Annotated in this window: 14 protein-coding genes; 5 read left to right on the top strand and 9 right to left on the bottom strand. The window is 37.9% G+C overall.

All coding sequences use genetic code 11. The annotated features are described in order from the left end of the window. The first annotated feature begins 175 nt into the window (after window positions 1–175). The 3 genes from T420_RS0100075 (at window position 176) to T420_RS0100065 (ending at window position 3,416) form a co-directional block, all read left to right on the top strand. On the top strand, window positions 176–568 hold the full coding sequence (locus T420_RS0100075) for a Fur family transcriptional regulator (protein WP_013545437.1): 393 nt from the start codon (window positions 176–178) through the stop codon (window positions 566–568). Window positions 569–738: 170 nt separating this feature from the next. Further along, window positions 739–1,839 carry an HlyD family secretion protein gene (locus T420_RS0100070; protein ID WP_013545438.1) on the top strand — a complete coding sequence of 367 codons (1,101 nt, stop codon included), beginning with the start codon at window positions 739–741 and terminating at the stop codon, window positions 1,837–1,839. 11 nt (window positions 1,840–1,850) lie between these two features. Continuing rightward, the gene (locus tag T420_RS0100065; protein ID WP_013545439.1) at window positions 1,851–3,416 is read left to right on the top strand and encodes a DHA2 family efflux MFS transporter permease subunit; all 1,566 of its coding nucleotides are present in this window, start codon (window positions 1,851–1,853) and stop codon (window positions 3,414–3,416) included. Window positions 3,417–3,548: 132 nt separating this feature from the next. Here T420_RS0100065 and T420_RS0100060 read toward each other — a convergent pair whose 3' ends face one another. The 7 genes from T420_RS0100060 to groES all read right to left on the bottom strand — a co-directional run bounded on the left by T420_RS0100060 (window position 3,549) and on the right by groES (window position 11,297). Further along, window positions 3,549–4,133, bottom strand: a complete 585-nt coding sequence (locus tag T420_RS0100060) for a GNAT family N-acetyltransferase (protein ID WP_026501025.1) — start codon at window positions 4,131–4,133, stop codon at window positions 3,549–3,551. 77 nt (window positions 4,134–4,210) lie between these two features. Then, window positions 4,211–5,344 (bottom strand): type III PLP-dependent enzyme, encoded by a 1,134-nt coding sequence (locus T420_RS0100055; RefSeq protein WP_026501024.1) that lies wholly within the window; start codon window positions 5,342–5,344, stop codon window positions 4,211–4,213. 651 nt (window positions 5,345–5,995) lie between these two features. Beyond that, complete coding sequence (trhO, locus tag T420_RS0100050) at window positions 5,996–6,913, bottom strand: oxygen-dependent tRNA uridine(34) hydroxylase TrhO (protein WP_013545442.1); 918 nt, start codon at window positions 6,911–6,913, stop codon at window positions 5,996–5,998. Window positions 6,914–7,399: 486 nt separating this feature from the next. After that, the gene (locus T420_RS0100045) at window positions 7,400–8,230 is read right to left on the bottom strand and encodes a ferredoxin--NADP reductase (RefSeq protein ID WP_013545443.1); all 831 of its coding nucleotides are present in this window, start codon (window positions 8,228–8,230) and stop codon (window positions 7,400–7,402) included. A 585-nt stretch (window positions 8,231–8,815) separates the two neighbouring features. Continuing rightward, window positions 8,816–9,154, bottom strand: coding sequence for a zinc ribbon domain-containing protein YjdM (locus T420_RS0100040; RefSeq protein ID WP_013545444.1), 339 nt, complete (start codon window positions 9,152–9,154; stop codon window positions 8,816–8,818). Between the two features lie 143 nt (window positions 9,155–9,297). Next, window positions 9,298–10,941 (bottom strand): chaperonin GroEL, encoded by a 1,644-nt coding sequence (gene groL, locus T420_RS0100035; protein WP_013545445.1) that lies wholly within the window; start codon window positions 10,939–10,941, stop codon window positions 9,298–9,300. A gap of 59 nt (window positions 10,942–11,000) precedes the next feature. Then, the gene (gene groES / locus T420_RS0100030; RefSeq protein ID WP_013545446.1) at window positions 11,001–11,297 is read right to left on the bottom strand and encodes a co-chaperone GroES; all 297 of its coding nucleotides are present in this window, start codon (window positions 11,295–11,297) and stop codon (window positions 11,001–11,003) included. 245 nt (window positions 11,298–11,542) lie between these two features. On the opposite strand from groES, the gene fumC reads away from it, so the two are divergent. Continuing rightward, complete coding sequence (fumC, locus tag T420_RS0100025) at window positions 11,543–12,931, top strand: class II fumarate hydratase (RefSeq protein ID WP_013545447.1); 1,389 nt, start codon at window positions 11,543–11,545, stop codon at window positions 12,929–12,931. 30 nt (window positions 12,932–12,961) lie between these two features. On the opposite strand, the gene T420_RS0100020 is transcribed toward fumC, so the two are convergent. Beyond that, window positions 12,962–14,590, bottom strand: coding sequence for an alpha-D-glucose phosphate-specific phosphoglucomutase (locus T420_RS0100020; protein ID WP_013545448.1), 1,629 nt, complete (start codon window positions 14,588–14,590; stop codon window positions 12,962–12,964). 177 nt (window positions 14,591–14,767) lie between these two features. Here T420_RS0100020 and T420_RS0100015 point away from each other — a divergent pair, with 177 nt between their 5' ends. Then, window positions 14,768–15,295 (top strand): peroxiredoxin, encoded by a 528-nt coding sequence (locus T420_RS0100015; RefSeq protein WP_013545449.1) that lies wholly within the window; start codon window positions 14,768–14,770, stop codon window positions 15,293–15,295. Window positions 15,296–15,406: 111 nt separating this feature from the next. On the opposite strand, the gene hisS is transcribed toward T420_RS0100015, so the two are convergent. Beyond that, window positions 15,407–16,903, bottom strand: coding sequence for a histidine--tRNA ligase (hisS, locus tag T420_RS0100010; RefSeq protein ID WP_013545450.1), 1,497 nt, complete (start codon window positions 16,901–16,903; stop codon window positions 15,407–15,409). Window positions 16,904–18,094 lie beyond the last annotated feature (1,191 nt).

The following is an 18,094-nucleotide window of genomic DNA, read 5'->3' as shown; positions in this document are numbered from 1 at the left end:
CTCTTATCACTGAAGAGTCAACATAATTTTTGAATTTTATAAAATATAACCAAACTCTTAAAAAAAACTAAAGTCAATCTTATCAAAAATTATAAGCAAAGAGTCAGTATCATAATCATTGCACAAATGCCTTACACATTTTATATTGTACTACATGCTAACAAGGAAGGTGTAAATGTTATCTAAACTTACCCGTAACCAAGCATTAGTGCTCAATGTTTTAAAAAATGAGGAAAAACCTTTAACTGCTTATGCAATTCTGGATCGTTTACGTGAAGAAGGGTTCCGGGCTCCTTTACAGGTTTATCGTGCATTAGAAGGACTAGTTCAATTAAAACACATACACCGCCTTGAAAGTGTAAATGCTTTTATGGTTTGTTCACATCCAGAGAATTGTCACCATGAATTAACGATTTTTACCATTTGCGACAAATGTGGCCAAGTGAATGAAATACAAAAACAAGCCATTGCATATGATATTAAGAAAGTGGCAGAAAAAATTGGGTTTCAAGCGCATAAAAGCACTGTCGAAATAAAAGGTACCTGTAAAAAATGTGCCATAAAATAACATCTTTATACTTGTGTAATTTTCATATCAAATATACATGTGCTACTCTTGTATTATCTGAAAAGCTCTTCTCCTTCTATTATTGTTATTATGTGCGTAATATGATCGCTATTTGATGTTTGGGTGCATCTATTGTATTTATTATATATTGAACTGAAAGTAATAAATCCATGTCTACATCAATTTTTCTAACAAACGCGTATCTCAGAAAAATAAAACACAAAAAACTAATTAATGTTCTTCTTATTATTTTTGCACTTTTTATACTTTGGTTTAGTTATAAATGGCTGGCACATTGGCGTTATATGCTTACAACTGACGACGCTTATGTACAAGGTGACATCGCTGCTATTTCCCCCAAATTAAGTGGATATATTGAAGAAGTTTCTATTGAAGCCAATCAAGCAGTAAAAAAAGGTGATATTCTCTTTCGTTTAGAAAGTGGTGATTACCAAATCAACTTGGATCAAACAAAAACCCATCTCGACACACAACAAAAAATCCTTATGCGTATTGATGCGCAAATTGTGGCAGCCCACAGTGCTTTAGATGATGCTCAAGCACAAAAAGCCGCTGCTTCAGCTGTAGCAACTAACACACAACTCACCTTGCAACGTATTACAGAACTTAAAAATGATCGTTATGTTTCCCAATCCAATGTCGACAATGCTAAATCAGCTTATGAACAAGCTATTGCCAATGTTACGCGGACAGAGGCACAAATAGCCGCAGCGCGTGCTAATATTCAAGTATTAGAAGCACAACGGCATGAAATAGAAAGTCAAACAAAAAATCTTGAATTAACACGTGACAAAGCAAGGCGTGATCTTGATTCAACTATTCTCCGAGCTCCATTTGATGGAATTATCGGAAATTTAACAGCAAAGAAAGGAGATTTTGTCGTTAATGGCCAACGTCTTGCAGCGTTAGTTCCCATCAATGAGCTTTACATCGAAGCAAACTATAAAGAAACACAAATACAAAATATTCAGAGTGGGCAAACTGCTTATATCTCCGTTGATGCCTTCAGAAAAGATGTGTTTGAAGGAACAGTACTTTCTGTTTCACCTGCGACAGGAGCTGTTTTTTCTCTCTTGCCTCCACAAAATGCTACCGGTAATTTCACGAAAATTACTCAACGCATTCCAATTCGTATTTCTATTCCTGAGCATATATTAAAAAGCGAAAGAATCAAAGCAGGAATGAGTGTTATCGTAACAATTGACACACGTCCAAAGACAAAAGATAAAGATCTTGTACAACAAGATTAAATGATCCTGCCATGAAAAATCCTGCATCTACTGATTCTAAAGAACACATAGGAATACGTAAAGTCATAGTTTTCATTGCTATGACTTTTGGTATGTTCATGGCTATTTTAGATATTCAAATTGTTTCCTCATCTTTGGCCGAAATTCAAGCTGGTTTATCAGCCAGTGCTAATGAAATTACATGGGTTCAAACTGCCTACCTTATTGCTGAAGTCATTATGTTACCTCTTTCTGGTTTTTTAGGACGTTTGCTATCAACACGGGTTTTTTTCAGTTTGTCAGCGGCTGGCTTCACCATTGCATCCATTCTTTGTGCTACAGCAACATCTATTGAGCAGATGACCTTTTACCGTGCACTTCAAGGTTTTATTGGTGGAGGTATTATTCCCAGTGTTTTTGTTGCTTCTTATACGCTTTTTCCTCCCTCTAAACAGCCAATTGTTTCGCCCATTGTTGGTCTAGTCGCAACATTAGCACCTACGATTGGTCCAACAGTGGGGGGATATCTTTGCCATGTCTTATCATGGCATTGGCTCTTTCTTATCAATGTACCCTTTGGAATCATTATCTCAATTTTAACTTGGAAATTAATTGATTTTGATAAAGCAGAACCATCTCTAATAACTAAATTTGACTGGTGGGGTCTTATCTCCATGGCAACTTTCTTAGGATCTTTAGAATATATTTTAGAAGAAGGTGCAAGTCATGATTGGTTAAAGGATCCGCTGATCTTTAACCTTTTCATTATTATGATCTTAGCAGCTAGTTTATTCTTTTGGCGAGCTTTCACGACTAAAGAACCAATTGTTGATCTCACAGCTTTTTCTAATCGAAATTTTTCGATTGCAGCAATTTTTTCCTTTATGCTTGGAATAGGACTGTACGGTCTTACCTATCTTTATCCTGTCTATTTAAGTCAAATACGTCATTATGATGCTCTTATGATTGGAGAAACACTGTTTATTTCAGGTCTAGCTATGTTTTTGACTGCTCCTATAGCAGGCTTCCTTTCAGCACGTATTGATGCACGTCTTATGATTGCTATAGGATTAGCCAGCTTTGCATGGGGAACCTGGCTAGCCACTGCTGTCACCGACAACTGGGATTTTTGGGAGCTCTTTTGGCCTCAAATTTTTCGGGGAGCCTCTATCATGCTATGTATGGTTCCCATTAATAATATTGCCTTTGGGTCATTACCACCAGAACGAATGAAAAATGCCTCTGGGCTTTTTAATTTAACACGCAATCTTGGTGGTGCAGTAGGACTTGCTCTTATCGGTACTTTTATGATGCACCGCTCTGATCTCCATTATGGACGAATAACCGAAACCGTTCAACCAGGAAATATCCAAGCAACTGAAATGCTTGCAAAACTTACCATGTATTTCCATTCTTATACGTTTGATCCACATGCTCTTGCTTTATCACAACTTTTTGCTATGGCTCTTACACAAGCAACAGTTATGGCTTTTAGCGATATTTTCTTTATGATGACTATTCTTTTTAGCATTTTAATCTTCTTAACCGTTTTCTTTAAAAAAATACCACCATCCGCGGATATTCCTCCAAGTCATTAACTTTATATGATAAACAACAAAGGAGTATTTATAGTACTGAGGTATCAACAAAAGAGGTGTAATTATTTGCTAATCACTAAGGTATCGATGAACTAGCCTATTGAGGAAATAATTTTTTAACGCTCTAAAATATTAAGTTACTTTATAATGCTGATTACAACTTACATCCTGTAAGTCTCCGCTTGAAACTAAAATACCATGACATGAAATAAGATATTGAGGAATCAATTCCAGTGCTTGAAAATGGTGTTTTTCATAAGATCCGGGCATAGCGAAATTTTTTGTTAAATGACTTGAAAAACCAAAACGCTGATAAAATTGAGAATCTCCCACCAGAAAAATAGCACCATGGCCTAATTTTTTTGCTGTTTCAATTGCATGCTGCATTAAAACTGATCCGATTCCTATACCAGAACATTCAGCTGAAACAGCTAAAGGCCCTAAAAGCAAAGCACCTTGAGTTTCATTTTGTCCTTTATGGAAAGTAACATTCCAAAGACGCACACTTCCTACAAGCTCATCGAGAAAATTTTTAATAACAAAAGAAAGCCCATAAGCTGGAAACCGACCACGACGTAAAATTTCTGATGATTTACGCTTACGTTCCTTTCCCATCACTAAATCAAGAAGTTTCTCCCGATGAAACCTATCAGCTTCTTGCTCAGACATAAGCGTAAAGAATGCACCATTTTTTGCTTGAAAATGAATCTTTGTCATCTCTGTCACCCATTAAACCGCCTCTTAACCACCCCATTAGGTAAAAAATAAAGATACACCCTATATATAAAAAAACTTCAAATGACATACGACCGTAAAGGCTCAAAACCATTAAATGCAACAGAGGCGTAAGTTGTTGTATAAGCACCCGTTCCATGAATCAATAACTCATCACCTATTGTGAGAGAAAGAGGAAGTAAATAAGGCGTTTTTTCATACATAACATCCGCCGAATCGCATGTAGGTCCAGCTAAAATACAAGGCTCCATTGCTTTATCATCATAAGCTGTTTCAATAGGATAGCGAATGGCTTCATCCATAGTTTCAGTGAGACCATTAAATTTCCCCACATCAAGATAAACCCAACGAATATTATCATCCTTTGCTTTTTTAGAGATAAGAACAACTTCTGTGCGAATAACGCCGGCATTGCCTACCATCGCACGTCCTGGCTCGATGATTGTTTCAGGAATACGATTACCAAAATATTTTTTCAATGAATCAAAAATAGCCATACCATAAGTTTGTACTGTAGGAATATCCTTCAAATAACGTGTTGGAAAACCACCCCCCATATTCACTAATTTCAGCTGGATTCCTTCTTGTTCCAAAGATTTAAAAACAAAAGCTGTATCCGATAAAGCACGATCCCATGCATTTAGATCTGTCTGTTGAGAACCCACATGAAAGGAAACACCATACGCCTGCAAGCCTAATTGATGTGCATGACGTAATACATCAACAGCCATAAAAGGAACACAGCCAAATTTTTGCGATAACGGCCACTCTGCTCCTTCTCCGTCGGTAAGAACTCGGCAAAAAACACGAGCTCCCGGTGCAGCACAAGCAACTTTTTCTACTTCTTCAAGACAATCGACTGCGTAAAGCGAAACGCCAAGTGCATGTGCACGTGCAATATCACGTTCTTTCTTAATGGTATTACCAAAAGAAATACGATCTGCTGTCGCACCTGCTTTTAAAGCCATTTCAATTTCTGCTATAGAAGCAGCATCAAAAGATGATCCTAAAGAAACAAGCAAGCGCAAAATCTCAGGTGCTGGATTCGCTTTGATCGCATAGAAAATACGTGATTGTGGAAGAGCTTTTTTAAAATTTAAATAATTCTCATGAACAACATCAAGATCAACGACCAAACATGGACCCTCAGAACGATGTGTTGCAAGGAAATCGCGAATACGTTGCGTTGCCATTTGCATTTCTCCCCAGGAACAAAATGTCCCTACTCTACGCCAATAAGCAGCGAAAACGCTGCTAGCAGCAAAAAACAAAAACACACAAGCACTCTCTTCAACCTGATTGAAAAGTAACCAGGAAGAACCAGCATTGCATGCCAAGAAAAAACAGCGCGAAAACCGCGTTGCCTTACGTTGTCTGCCTTTTTGATTGGAGTTGAGAAACCACTTCCGCACTGAAGGCAATGAGGTGTGCCTCTATAGTTATCCCAGCATTTGGACAGCTGGAAGACACCAGAAAGGCCCGCACCGTCGTTGCTTCAAGATGTCCTCATTCTTTCGATTGGCCGTAAGAATGACTGGAGCGGTTAGTTCCAGGTACCGTACCGGTTAATCTCACCATTTGAGAACCAGCGGACACCCACAGGCACGTGCGACTTTGGGCAATATAACGTATAAAGCCAATTTTTATTCATTGCAATCATTTTTTTTAATTTTAAAACTTTTTTAACTTTTAATCAAAAAATGATGTAAAAAAGCAATATATAATACAAATACAAAGGAAAGCTTATGCTCTCATTTTCTATATATTTCGTTATAAATTGGATATTGCTGAATCTCAAAATATTCTTCTTTTAAAAACTTTATTCCAAATAAAAAGAAGTTTTTTTATTGTTCACAACAAGACAGAGTAGCACGCAATTTTAGTAACTGAAATTGTCTATGACGTTCCCGAAAGCGCTGTTTATCACTTTCATCCCGTATATTATAACAAGCATTACAAGATACTCCCTCTTCATAATGAGGAGATAACTTATCTTCAGCATTAAGAGGGGAACGACAGCCGCAACACAATTCGCGTCCACATTCTTCGAGACCATGCCCAACAGAAACGCGCTCATCAAAAACGAAGCACTCACCTTGCCACAAACTTTTTTCTTTTGGGATAATTTCCAAATATTTGAGAATACCACCTTTTAAGTGATAAACTTGATCATAACCAAGACTACGAACATAAGCCGTTGATTTTTCACACCGAATGCCTCCTGTACAAAACATAGCAATTTTCTTTTTCTTTTTCAAATCACCTTCATGCTTCATAACCCACTCGGGAAATTCACGAAATGTTTTAATGCAAGGATCAATTGCTCCTTGAAAACTCCCAAGCGCATATTCATAATCATTGCGTGTATCGATTAAAAGTGTTTCTTCATCTTGGATAAGAGCATTCCAATCTTCAGGCGCTACATAAGTCCCAACAACTTTTAATGGATTAACATCTTCAACCCCCATTGTCACAATTTCTTTTTTTAGCCGCACCTTCAAACGACGAAAGGGCATTTTTGAAGCCCATGAATATTTAATCTCAGGCATTTGAAATGTAGGCTCTGCTGTGATAAAATCTATTAACTTTTCAATTGCACTGCAAGAACCAGCAACAGTGCCATTGATTCCCTCTTTTGCTAAAAGAAGAGTTCCCTTAATACCATTTGTCTGACATAAATTCAGCAAAGGCCTTTGCAATTGACTATAATGCTTCAAATCCGCAAAGCAATAAAGAGCAGCAACTTTAAATTTCTTTTCCATGATACCGACATAACGCTGGTTTTATTTAATTTCAAGAGCTATTCGTTCTCTTCTTGTATATTGTTCTGTTATTTACTTAACACGCAGATTACTTTCTTATAAAAATTATGGAAAAAGAGTACCATTCTCAAAGGATAATTGAATACTATCACAATGCATCATCACCCCTTACTTAATTATGATTACACAAAAGACAATAATTTCTCTCTATGCATATGATCATATCAAAAAAGTAGAACACTAAAATTATGCATACCTTAATTTTTAGCCGAAATTGCTGTTGAATTTATTTTTCTTCAAGCCCCAAATTTGCCCTTTGTTCAAATCTAATTGTTCTTACAGAAAGTCACATACAATGTTTTTGTAATCACCTAACGAAGGGAGTCTACAAGGGAGTTTAAGTTTATCGAGATCATTCCTAAAATAAATTAGAGTGAAAAAATTTAAAGACTAATGAGTAGCTTCCATGTAACATAGGTTGCTCTCTTATCCCACAAAAGCACGTTCCACAACATAAGTCGCTGGTGCATTATTGGCTCCTTCAACAAGGCCAAAAGTCTCACACATCTTGGCACAATCCTTCAGCATTGCCATCGAACCACAAATCATGACACGGTCTTCAGTAGGATTAATTTTCGGCAAACCAGTCATTTCAAAAAAAGCACCGCTTTCCATAACAGTGGTAATGCGCCCCATATATTCTGAAGGTTCACGAGTAGTCATAGGATAAAATCGCAACTGTTTTATATATTCACCAATTAATGGATCCTGCTGTAAGGAAGTAACCAGATCTTTTGCATATGTAAGATCATTGCACTCACGCGTCGTTTGAATAAGCACCACCTGGGAAAATTTTTCATATGTTTCAGGATCACGAATAAGACTTGCAAAAGGAGCGACACCCGTCCCTGTTGAAAGAAGATAAAGACGCTTTCCAGGAATAAGAGCATCAAGAACTAAAGTTCCAGTTGACTTTTTACGCATTAAAACTGTATCGCCAATTTTAATTTTTTGGAGATGTTCTGTTAATGGTCCCCCTGGCACTTTGATCGAAAAAAACTCAAGCTGTTCATCCCAATATGGGCTTGCAATCGAATAAGCACGATAAATTGGCTTTTCTACATTCGGCAAACCAATCATAACAAATTCACCCGAACGAAAACGAAAACTTTCCGGACGATTAAGGCGAAATTTAAATAAATGATCTGTATAATGAAAAACCTCTTGAACAGTAAGCGCAAACACATTTTCAGGAATTGGAAAATTTAATGCAATATTCCCGCTGTTTGTTTCAACACTAGTTGCTGATGCGCTCATAAACTCTTCCTTATATTTTGTTTCAACACTTAGTTCCAAATTTATAAATAGTATAATTCTCACATAATCATCTACTTATATTTTTCTAAAACAAAAACCATTAAATGAATATTTTATACTCAATTTGGAACAGTTACATCTTATACTATAAATACAAAAGAGAGAAAACGGACTACAAGCTATCAAGTCAAGTACAGCAGTAATAACCTCACTATTCTATAAGCTCAGTAGAGGATATTTCGTTCCTTATGCGGCATTCATGTTATTCTTCAATAATGATTGAAATTTTTAATAAAGAAGAACCAAAATACAATGATATTTTATATTGCGCTCTGTTTTTTTACTCATCATAAACTTTTGATGTTAATAACACGTTTTTTTTTCAAAAATACTTATGGAGTATATAAAAATGCTTATGGAGTATATATAGAGAGAAGTATTTTCTCTCTATATAAAAATGGCAAGTGAGAATTTTATAATTTCTTGCAGAGTAAAAATGAGTATTTTGACAATTTTTCCTCTTTCTTTTTTCCTGTTTTGGTCTTGAAAGAGAAATTTGTATTTTAGAATGATAATTTTGTTGTATTAAACTTTTTTTACAAATTCCGATTTTAAAGCCATTTGACCAATTTCAGGTATTTTACAATCAATATTATGATTTCCGTCTACCAAACGGATATTCTTAACTTTGGTGCCACTTTTCAAAACAAATGAAGAACCCTTAACTTTAAGATCTTTAATTACCATGACGCTATCACCATTCGCTAAAAGCTTACCATTAGCATCATAAACTTCAAAAAAGACAGGAGACTCTTCATCATTTTTTTGAGGCCACTCATGCGTACATTCAGGACAAATAAAATTGCCATTCTCTTCATAAGTATAAAGACCATCACACTGAGGACACTGAGGCAGTTGAGTCATACATCCCACCTTTATTCAAGAAAAAGAGCTATTGAATACAAGATATACTTCATTGTTAAAACAAAAATTTGTTAGTTGATTTGATAATAATAAGAAAAACGGGCCTAATGGCCCGTTTTTCTTTTAGCTTTGGCTCAAGCGACTTAGAAATCCATTCCGCCCATTCCGCCCATTCCGCCACCACCCATCGGAGGCATTGGTGTTTCTTTCTTTGGAAGTTCAGCAACCATTGCTTCTGTTGTAATGAGAAGACTTGCAATTGATGCAGCATTCTGTAAAGCAGAGCGAACAACTTTTACTGGGTCAACAATTCCCAAAGCAATCAAGTCACCAAATTGTCCTGTTGCAGTGTTGTAACCAAATGTATCTGAACTGTTTTCAAGCACCTTACCAACAATAATTGCTGCTTCTTCACCTGCATTGGTCGCGATTTGACGCGCTGGCGCTTGCAAAGCACGGCGTACAATGTGAATACCAGCCTCTTGGTCAGGGTTTTTCCCTTTGATAGTCAAAGCATTCGCAGCACGCAAGAGTGCAGTTCCACCACCAGCAACAATACCTTCTTCTACAGCTGCTCGTGTTGCATTTAAGGCATCATCAACACGATCTTTCTTTTCTTTCACTTCAACTTCTGTCGCACCACCAACACGAATAACGGCAACACCACCAGCAAGTTTCGCAAGTCTTTCTTGCAGTTTTTCACGATCATAGTCAGAAGTTGTTTCTTCAATCTGTGCCTTAATCTGGCTAACACGTGCAGTAATTTCAGCCTTATGTCCAGCACCATCAATAATGGTTGTGTTTTCTTTAGAGATGTTAACTTTCTTCGCACGTCCAAGCATATCTAAGGTGACATTTTCAAGTTTAATGCCCACATCTTCAGAAATAACCTGACCCGCTGTCAAGATCGCAATATCTTCTAACATCGCTTTACGACGATCACCAAATCCTGGAGCTTTAACAGCAGCAATTTTCAAACCACCACGGAGTTTGTTGACCACGAGGGTTGCCAAAGCTTCACCTTCTACGTCTTCTGCAATAATAAGAAGAGGTTTACCAGATTGCACAACAGCTTCAAGCACAGGAAGCAAGGATTGCAAATTAGATAACTTCTTTTCGTGAATAAGGATATAAGGGTCATCAAGATCTGTGACCATTTTTTCAGCATTTGTCACAAAATAAGGAGACAAATAACCACGGTCAAACTGCATACCTTCAACAACTTCTAACTCAGTTTCAGCTGTTTTTGCTTCTTCAACGGTGATGACGCCTTCATTGCCTACTTTTTCCATAGCATCAGCAATCATTTTTCCAATTTCAGAAGCACCATTTGCAGAAATAGTTCCAACTTGCGCAATTTCTGCTGAAGTTTGGATTTTTTTCGCTTTCTTGAAAAGATTTTCAACGACTTCTTCAACAGCAGCATCAATCCCACGCTTGAGATCCATTGGGTTCATCCCAGCAGCAACAGCTTTTACACCTTCTTGCACAATCGCTTGCCCTAAAACAGTAGCTGTTGTTGTTCCATCACCTGCAATATCATTGGTTTTTGAAGCCACTTCGCGCAACATTTGTGCGCCCATATTTTCGAACTTATCTTCCAGTTCAATTTCTTTTGCAACGGATACACCATCTTTTGTGATACGAGGTGCACCAAATGATTTATCAATTACCACATTGCGACCTTTTGGGCCAAGTGTTACCTTAACAGCATTAGCAAGGATATCAACACCGCGCAATAAGCGCTCACGCGCTTCACGGCCAAATTTGACTTCTTTAGCAGCCATTTAATTTCTCCTTGGAGTTGTCTTAAATAATTAAACAAAATAATTGAGAAACTGGATTATTAACCCAAAATTCCCATAATATCAGACTCTTTCATGATTAAGAGATCTTCACCATTAATCTTGACTTCAGTTCCAGACCATTTCCCAAACAAGATGCGGTCTCCTGCCTTCACTTCTAGAGGGATGCGCTTTCCATTATCGTCGAGAACACCATTTCCAACCGCAATAATTTCACCCTCTTGAGGTTTTTCCTTTGCTGTATCAGGGATGATAATCCCACCAGCTGTTTTATTTTCAGATTCAACCCGACGAACGACGACGCGGTCGTGGAGTGGGCGGAATTTTATGTTAGCCATGTTTTATATCCTTAAAACTTAATATAACTAAATTAATCTTAAGTTCCTGTTAGCACTCTCTTATGGTGAGTGCTAACAATAAGGCAAATATAAAAATGCTTTTACACGATGTCAAGGGTTCTGAATAAAATTAACCTGTACCTTGTCTTACTTTTTCCATTGTGGAAAATTTTAGCACTTATTTTTCTTTAATTAATTTAATTAATTTATAATATGAAAAATTTAAATGAATTATAGGAATCGTCATGCTTAAAACACGTCAAGAAACCGATAGCTTTGGAACAATTGAAGTACGCAATGATCATTATTGGGGAGCACAAACTGAACGCTCTCTTCATCATTTTAACATAGGTATAGAAAAACAACCATTGACTCTTATTTATGCCTTAAGTCTTATTAAAAAAGCTGCGGCCCTAGTTAATATGGAAAAAGGAAAGCTTCCGCAAAATATCGGGCAAACGATTGTTACCGCCGCCGATGCAGTGCTTGCAGGAAAGTTTGATGACCATTTCCCCCTTTCTGTTTGGCAAACAGGTTCTGGCACACAAAGCAACATGAATGTCAATGAAGTCATTGCTAACCATGCCAACGTGCTTTTGGGAGGAACTCTTGGAAGCAAAACACCTGTTCACCCGAATGATCACGTGAATATGAGCCAATCCTCAAACGATTCCTTCCCTACAGCCTTGCATATTGCTACCACATTGCAAACACGCCAACATCTATTGCCGGCTCTTGATGCCCTTATTGCGAGCCTAAAGAAAAAAGAAGAAGAATTTGCCGATATCATCAAAATTGGGCGTACCCACACTCAAGATGCCACACCTCTTACATTAGGACAAGAATTTTCAGGTTATCGCACCGCTCTAGAAGCCAACCGCATACGAATTGAAATAGCGCTCACCGATGTTCAAATGCTTGCTCAAGGAGGCACTGCCGTCGGAACAGGTCTTAATGCCCCATCTGGTTTTGATGAAGCATTTGCCAAAACAATTAGCGCACTCACAGGGGTCGCTTTCAAAACCGCCCAGAATAAATTTGAAGCGCTCGCACACCATGGGGCTCTTACACATTTTCATGGTAGCCTCAATGCCTTAGCAGCTGACCTTTTCAAAATTGCCAATGACATTCGTTTTTTAGGATCAGGCCCGCGTTCAGGACTTGGTGAATTAAATCTTCCGGAAAATGAACCGGGTTCTTCTATCATGCCAGGAAAGGTTAATCCTACACAATGTGAGGCTCTGACCATGGTCGCCTGCCAAGTATTTGGCAACCACAGCAGCATCACATTTGCCGCCAGCCAAGGGCATTTTGAACTCAACACCTATAAGCCTGTCATTGGGTATAATGTGTTGCAATCACTCAATCTTTTAGGGGATTGTATGCACTCTTTTGATACATATTGCATCCAAGGATTACAAGCAAATAGAGAACATATTCATGCTTTGATGAAACGTTCCCTCATGTTGGTTACCGCTCTTGCCCCAAAAATTGGATATGAAAAAGCTGCTGAAATTGCTAAAACAGCCTATAAAAATGGAACAAGTCTCCGTGAAGAAGCTTTAAAAGCAGGTGTTTCTGCAGCTGATTACGACCAACTTGTTGATCCAAAAAAGATGATTCATTCCCAATAATAGAAGAATTATCCTCGAAGAAAAAAGCATTTATGTAATAATATCAGGCTGTTCACGCCCTAAATGATGTTTGATTTTTAGCACCTCAAAAGCTGCTCGCTTTAAAGGTTGAAGGGTTTGTTGTGTGTCTTGATTGTGCTTACAGGGATCACTCTCATATTGTTCAAGATAAAGTCGCACAAGAGCCCCTGTTGTTCCCGTCCCAGAAAGACGAACTACTAAACGCGCCCCACTTTCAAAAAAAATACGCACTCCTTGCCGTGTACTCACGCTATGATCAACAGGATCATGATAAACAAAATCATCGGCTTTCTCAACCGTTAATCCAGCCACTTTTGTTCCTGGTTCTGGTAAGCATGCGGATAATTGTTCCATCATTGCAGAAGCTTTCTGGGGCTCTACCTCTTCATAATCATACCGTGAAAAATAAAAGCGTCCGTAGGTGCGCCAATGCTGTTGAGCAATTTGTGTAACGGTTTTTTTCGTAACGGCTAGAAGATTCAGCCAGAATAAAACAGCCCATAATCCATCTTTTTCCCGTATATGATCCGACCCTGTACCAAAGCTTTCCTCCCCACACAAGGTTGCTTTTCCAGCATCTAAAAGTGTTCCGAAAAATTTCCATCCCGTTGGGGTTTCAAATAAATTTAATCCTTTTTTTTCTGCAACGCGATCGACAGCACGCCCAGTAGGCATAGAGCGCGCAATCCCCACAATGCCTTGTTGATATCCTTTGATTAAAGATGCATGATCAGCCATGATCGCAAGAGAATCAGAAGGAGTGATAAATTGTTGACGACCAATAATGAGATTACGATCCCCATCGCCATCAGAAGCAGCTCCCAGATCAGGTCCTTGCTCAGACATTAATAAATCATACAAATCTTTAGCGTGAACCAAATTCGGATCCGGATGTCTGCCACCAAAATCGGGTAAAGGCACGCCATGGACTACCGTCCCTTCAGGAAAGCCTAAGCATTTTTCAAAAATTTCTTGCGCATAAGGACCCGTCACAGCATGCATTGCATCAAAGCGGAAGGTTAAACCCTCAGAAACCGCTTGGGCAATACACTCAAAATCAAAAATTTCTTGCATCAGCGCACTATAATCGGCAACAGGATCAATAATATCGACCTGCATAGATCCGATAAATGTTGTTCCTTGCCTTTCTAAATCGATCTCTGGGGCATCAACAATTTTATAAAAAGACAAATGTTGCGATGCAGCAAAAATGGCATCACACAAAGAAGTAGGTGCTGGTCCTCCCTGAGAAATATTGTATTTTATCCCGCAATCACCCTGTATCCCCCCAGGATTATGGCTTGCCGAGAGAATAATGCCACCATGAGCATGATACTTGCGAATAAGATGAGAAACAGCGGGTGTGGATAAAATCCCCCCTTTACCGACTTTAATATATCCAACACCATTGGCAGCGGCCATTTTCAGGATGATCTGAATAAGGGTACGGTTAAAATAGCGTCCATCTCCTCCCAAAATGAGTAATTTTCCCTCAAGAGGTTCCACAGTATTAAAAATAGACTGAATAAAATTTTCAACATAATGAGGTTGTTGAAAAATCGATACCCTTTTGCGTAAACCAGATGTCCCAAGCTTTTGATCTTTAAAAGCTCTTGTTGAAATAATGTTCACCGTCATAATAATGCCTGCAACCCATTGTCATTTGATTTGAGCATAAACACTTCCCTAAAATTGATGATTAATGCCTCTTGACGCAAGCACGAAATACCTGCAAATTAAAGAACATCCTTAACATAAAACAAAACTTAAAAATTTTTGAAAATATTCTTCCTATAAAAGCACAGGAGTGCAATCATGTTTACAAAAAAAGTCCCTAATGTCACTTTCCACACACGTGTTCGTGATGAATCATCAGTCGGTGGAGATAATCCTTACCGGTGGCAAGATGTCAACAGCGACACTTATTTCAAAGGGAAACGAGTTATTCTTTTTTCTTTGCCCGGAGCCTTTACACCTACTTGCTCAACTTTTCAGCTTCCTGATTTTGAAAAACTCTATGACGAATTTAAAAAAGTCGGTATTGATGAAATTTATTGCATTGCCGTCAATGATGCTTTTGTTATGAATGCATGGGGAAAAAATCAAGGCATTAAAAATGTGAAACTCATTCCCGATGGCTCAGGTGAATTTACACGTAGAATGGGCATGTTGGTTGCCAAAGATAATATCGGTTTTGGCATGCGGTCATGGCGTTACGCTGCTGTGATTCAGGATGGGGTTATTGAACAATGGTTTGAAGAGGCAGGCCTATCAGATAATTGTGCCACAGATCCTTATGAAGTCTCCTCACCGCAAAATATTTTAAAGGCTCTACAAAAGTAATTGCAGCAGTCATTTTTTCCATCTGATTCTTTCTCTTTTCCCTTATTTTGATACAAAAATCATTTCTTTTGTACCTAAAAAAGGGAGGGAGTTTTTAAGATTTTTGAGTTCCTAAAGATGCTGTGATTTTTGGGTGATAAGAATATTTTCAACCGTTTGAACCAATTGGTCTTCATCAACGATTACTTGTGCTGGGCGGCTTTCACGCCATGTTTGATTATCTTTAATTTCATAGGATAAACGCGCTCCTTCAACCAAATCTTTGATCTGGATCTTTCCCTCTTGGCGCTCTTGTGTTCCCTGAATAACCACGCAAGGAGCATGACGGCGATCAGCATATTTCATCTGTGCCTTAATCCCTGATGCACCTAAATATAATTCAGACCGAATACCAGCTTGGCGCAAACGCATCACCATTTTTTGATAACGCATAAGAGCTTCTGGTTCTTTATCCATCACTAGAACCACAACGGGACCTATCGTTTCCTTGATAGGAAGTTTGCCAAGATTGTGCAAAGCGGATATCAAACGCGAAACACCAATAGAAAAACCCGTTGCTGGAACATTTTCCCCACGAAAACGGGCAACCAGCCCATCGTAACGTCCCCCTCCACCAACAGATCCAAACACGACTTTTTGCCCATTATCATTAAAAATATCAAAAAGCAGTTCAGCTTCGAAAACAGATCCCGTATAATATTCCAATCCTCGCACAACCGATGGATCAATTTTGACGCGTTGCTGATAGCCATTTTCAGCAAAAATCGCTTGCATTTCTTCAAGTTCACAGACCCCTTCAAACCCTTGAACACTAGACCTAACCATCTTTTTCAGATTATCAATTGTTTCCTCAGCTGTTTCACCACCGATAGTCATCAAAGCAAGAACATTCTCAATTTCCTTTTCCTTCAGTCCTGCTCCTTTGGTAAAATCACCACTTTCATCCAAACGCCCCTGTCCCAAAAGCAAGCGGACCCCTTCTGGACCAAATTTATCTAGCTTATCAATAGCTCTTAAAACAGTTAAGCGTTTTCCCTCCTGTTCTTTTCCGCCTAGACCAATCAGCTCCAAAACGCCATCTAAAATCTTCCGATTATTCAGACGAATAACATAATCTTGTTGCTGAATGCCTAATTTTTCTAAACTATCCGCTGCCATCATGCAGATTTCCGCATCAGCCAACACCGTTGATGCTCCAACAATATCAGCATCAAATTGCATAAATTGTCGAAAACGCCCTGGTCCCGGCTTTTCATTCCGAAAAACAAACCCACAACGATAGCTCCGATAGGGTTTAGGCAAAGTTTCAAAATTCTCAGAAAAATAACGAGCTAGTGGAGCTGTCAAATCATAGCGTAAAGACATCCACTGCTCATCATCATCTTGCAAAGAAAAAACACCTGTATTTGGGCGATCTGAATCAGGTAAAAATTTACCAAGAGCATCCGTATATTCAAAAATTGGTGTTTCCAGTGCTTCAAAACCATAAAGCTCATAAACCTCACGAATTTGAGCAATCATTGTTTCAATGCCATATAATTGCGCGCTCGTGTGATCAATAAAACCACGGGGTAAACGGGCTTTTGTTTTCTCTTGTTTCATAGCCATTGTTTTCTCTAGTAGCAATTTGTATTTACAAATTATTGTGTCTATCTTATCGCAACATATAATTGAGGTTATGCACATGCACCCCAAATATCACCTATATCGTCAATTTAATGACATAAATTATTTCGTCAAACATGTCATCAAAGAAACTTGAAAAACCAATACACATTCGAGAACAAACACCTTTTTTACTCTTTTGAAATCATTGTCCTGAAAACTTTTCTAATTCACCTTCTACAAAAACTAAAAGTTGCAACAATTTTTCCCCTTCTAATCGCTCTATCGAGAACGAGATATAAGTGCAAACGTTAGTCCCATAACTTCCGAAAGAAGAGAGTATTCCTATATTGCCAAATTTAAGCAATATGAACACAATACTTTAATTGCAAACGAAGATGGATAATTATCCTAAAAGAATTTTATCACCAACAGAAATAATCGTTATTCGATATTCACAAGCAAATTCAGACTTGTTCCTGATCCTGTGGAGAAGACGTATATTGAAGTGGGGAAAGATATCCATATTTTTAATCTAGTTGCGGGATTTAAAGATATGCGTATTTTTAATCTAGTTGATGAAAATGAACGTGCGTGGCATGCTGGTGTTAACTCATAGGTTGGAAGAAATAACCTGAAGATACATCATTGGAATTGAAATAGTCCGTATAGTAAACTAATAATAATGGAATATTTATATTCCCTCCTTATAATCCCATGCAAAAATCGTCGTGTTTGCTTTACACGTTCAACCATTTGAAGCTTATGGCTCAACCTTCGAGATCATAAGTTACAGATTTTCACTTTAGAATAAACCTAATCAAGATTAAATATATCTAAAGAGAATGGTTTTTCCCACTGATATTCTTTGTATGCATATTATCGAGCATGAAATTATTTGGTATAGAATAAATACAATCCTATAGTTTTTTGTCTGCTTACATGTCTAAAAAAATCGAAAAATTAAACCGTGATTAAAACATAGTATAAGGATTTTTTATTCTATCGAACGGATAGTCTTTGCAGACGGGTGAATAGACTCAAATAAACAATTCTGTTTTCCGTATTTGCACTACTTTTACCATATGATCTTCTCTTCTTTTTGACCTATTTTTATGAAGTTTTAAGATTTTTTTCTGTAGGGTTTAGCGTATGGAGGCTATCAGAGTTTATAGTTTTATTTATTGAGTATTT

Source organism: Bartonella clarridgeiae ATCC 51734 (assembly GCF_000518185.1).
Taxonomy (GTDB): domain Bacteria; phylum Pseudomonadota; class Alphaproteobacteria; order Rhizobiales; family Rhizobiaceae; genus Bartonella; species Bartonella clarridgeiae.
The sequence above is the reverse complement of the archived record's forward strand: the minus strand, read 5'-3'. Positions and strand labels throughout refer to the sequence as shown.

Coding starts and splice junctions, on each gene's coding strand:
- T420_RS0100075 (WP_013545437.1), top strand. CDS start 176: ATGTTATCTAAACTTACCCGTAACCAAGCATTAGTGCTCAATGTTTTA.
- T420_RS0100070 (WP_013545438.1), top strand. CDS start 739: ATGTCTACATCAATTTTTCTAACAAACGCGTATCTCAGAAAAATAAAA.
- T420_RS0100065 (WP_013545439.1), top strand. CDS start 1,851: ATGAAAAATCCTGCATCTACTGATTCTAAAGAACACATAGGAATACGT.
- T420_RS0100060 (WP_026501025.1), bottom strand. CDS start 4,133: ATGACAAAGATTCATTTTCAAGCAAAAAATGGTGCATTCTTTACGCTT.
- T420_RS0100055 (WP_026501024.1), bottom strand. CDS start 5,344: ATGGCAACGCAACGTATTCGCGATTTCCTTGCAACACATCGTTCTGAG.
- trhO (WP_013545442.1), bottom strand. CDS start 6,913: ATGGAAAAGAAATTTAAAGTTGCTGCTCTTTATTGCTTTGCGGATTTG.
- T420_RS0100045 (WP_013545443.1), bottom strand. CDS start 8,230: ATGAGCGCATCAGCAACTAGTGTTGAAACAAACAGCGGGAATATTGCA.
- T420_RS0100040 (WP_013545444.1), bottom strand. CDS start 9,154: ATGACTCAACTGCCTCAGTGTCCTCAGTGTGATGGTCTTTATACTTAT.
- groL (WP_013545445.1), bottom strand. CDS start 10,941: ATGGCTGCTAAAGAAGTCAAATTTGGCCGTGAAGCGCGTGAGCGCTTA.
- groES (WP_013545446.1), bottom strand. CDS start 11,297: ATGGCTAACATAAAATTCCGCCCACTCCACGACCGCGTCGTCGTTCGT.
- fumC (WP_013545447.1), top strand. CDS start 11,543: ATGCTTAAAACACGTCAAGAAACCGATAGCTTTGGAACAATTGAAGTA.
- T420_RS0100020 (WP_013545448.1), bottom strand. CDS start 14,590: ATGACGGTGAACATTATTTCAACAAGAGCTTTTAAAGATCAAAAGCTT.
- T420_RS0100015 (WP_013545449.1), top strand. CDS start 14,768: ATGTTTACAAAAAAAGTCCCTAATGTCACTTTCCACACACGTGTTCGT.
- hisS (WP_013545450.1), bottom strand. CDS start 16,903: ATGGCTATGAAACAAGAGAAAACAAAAGCCCGTTTACCCCGTGGTTTT.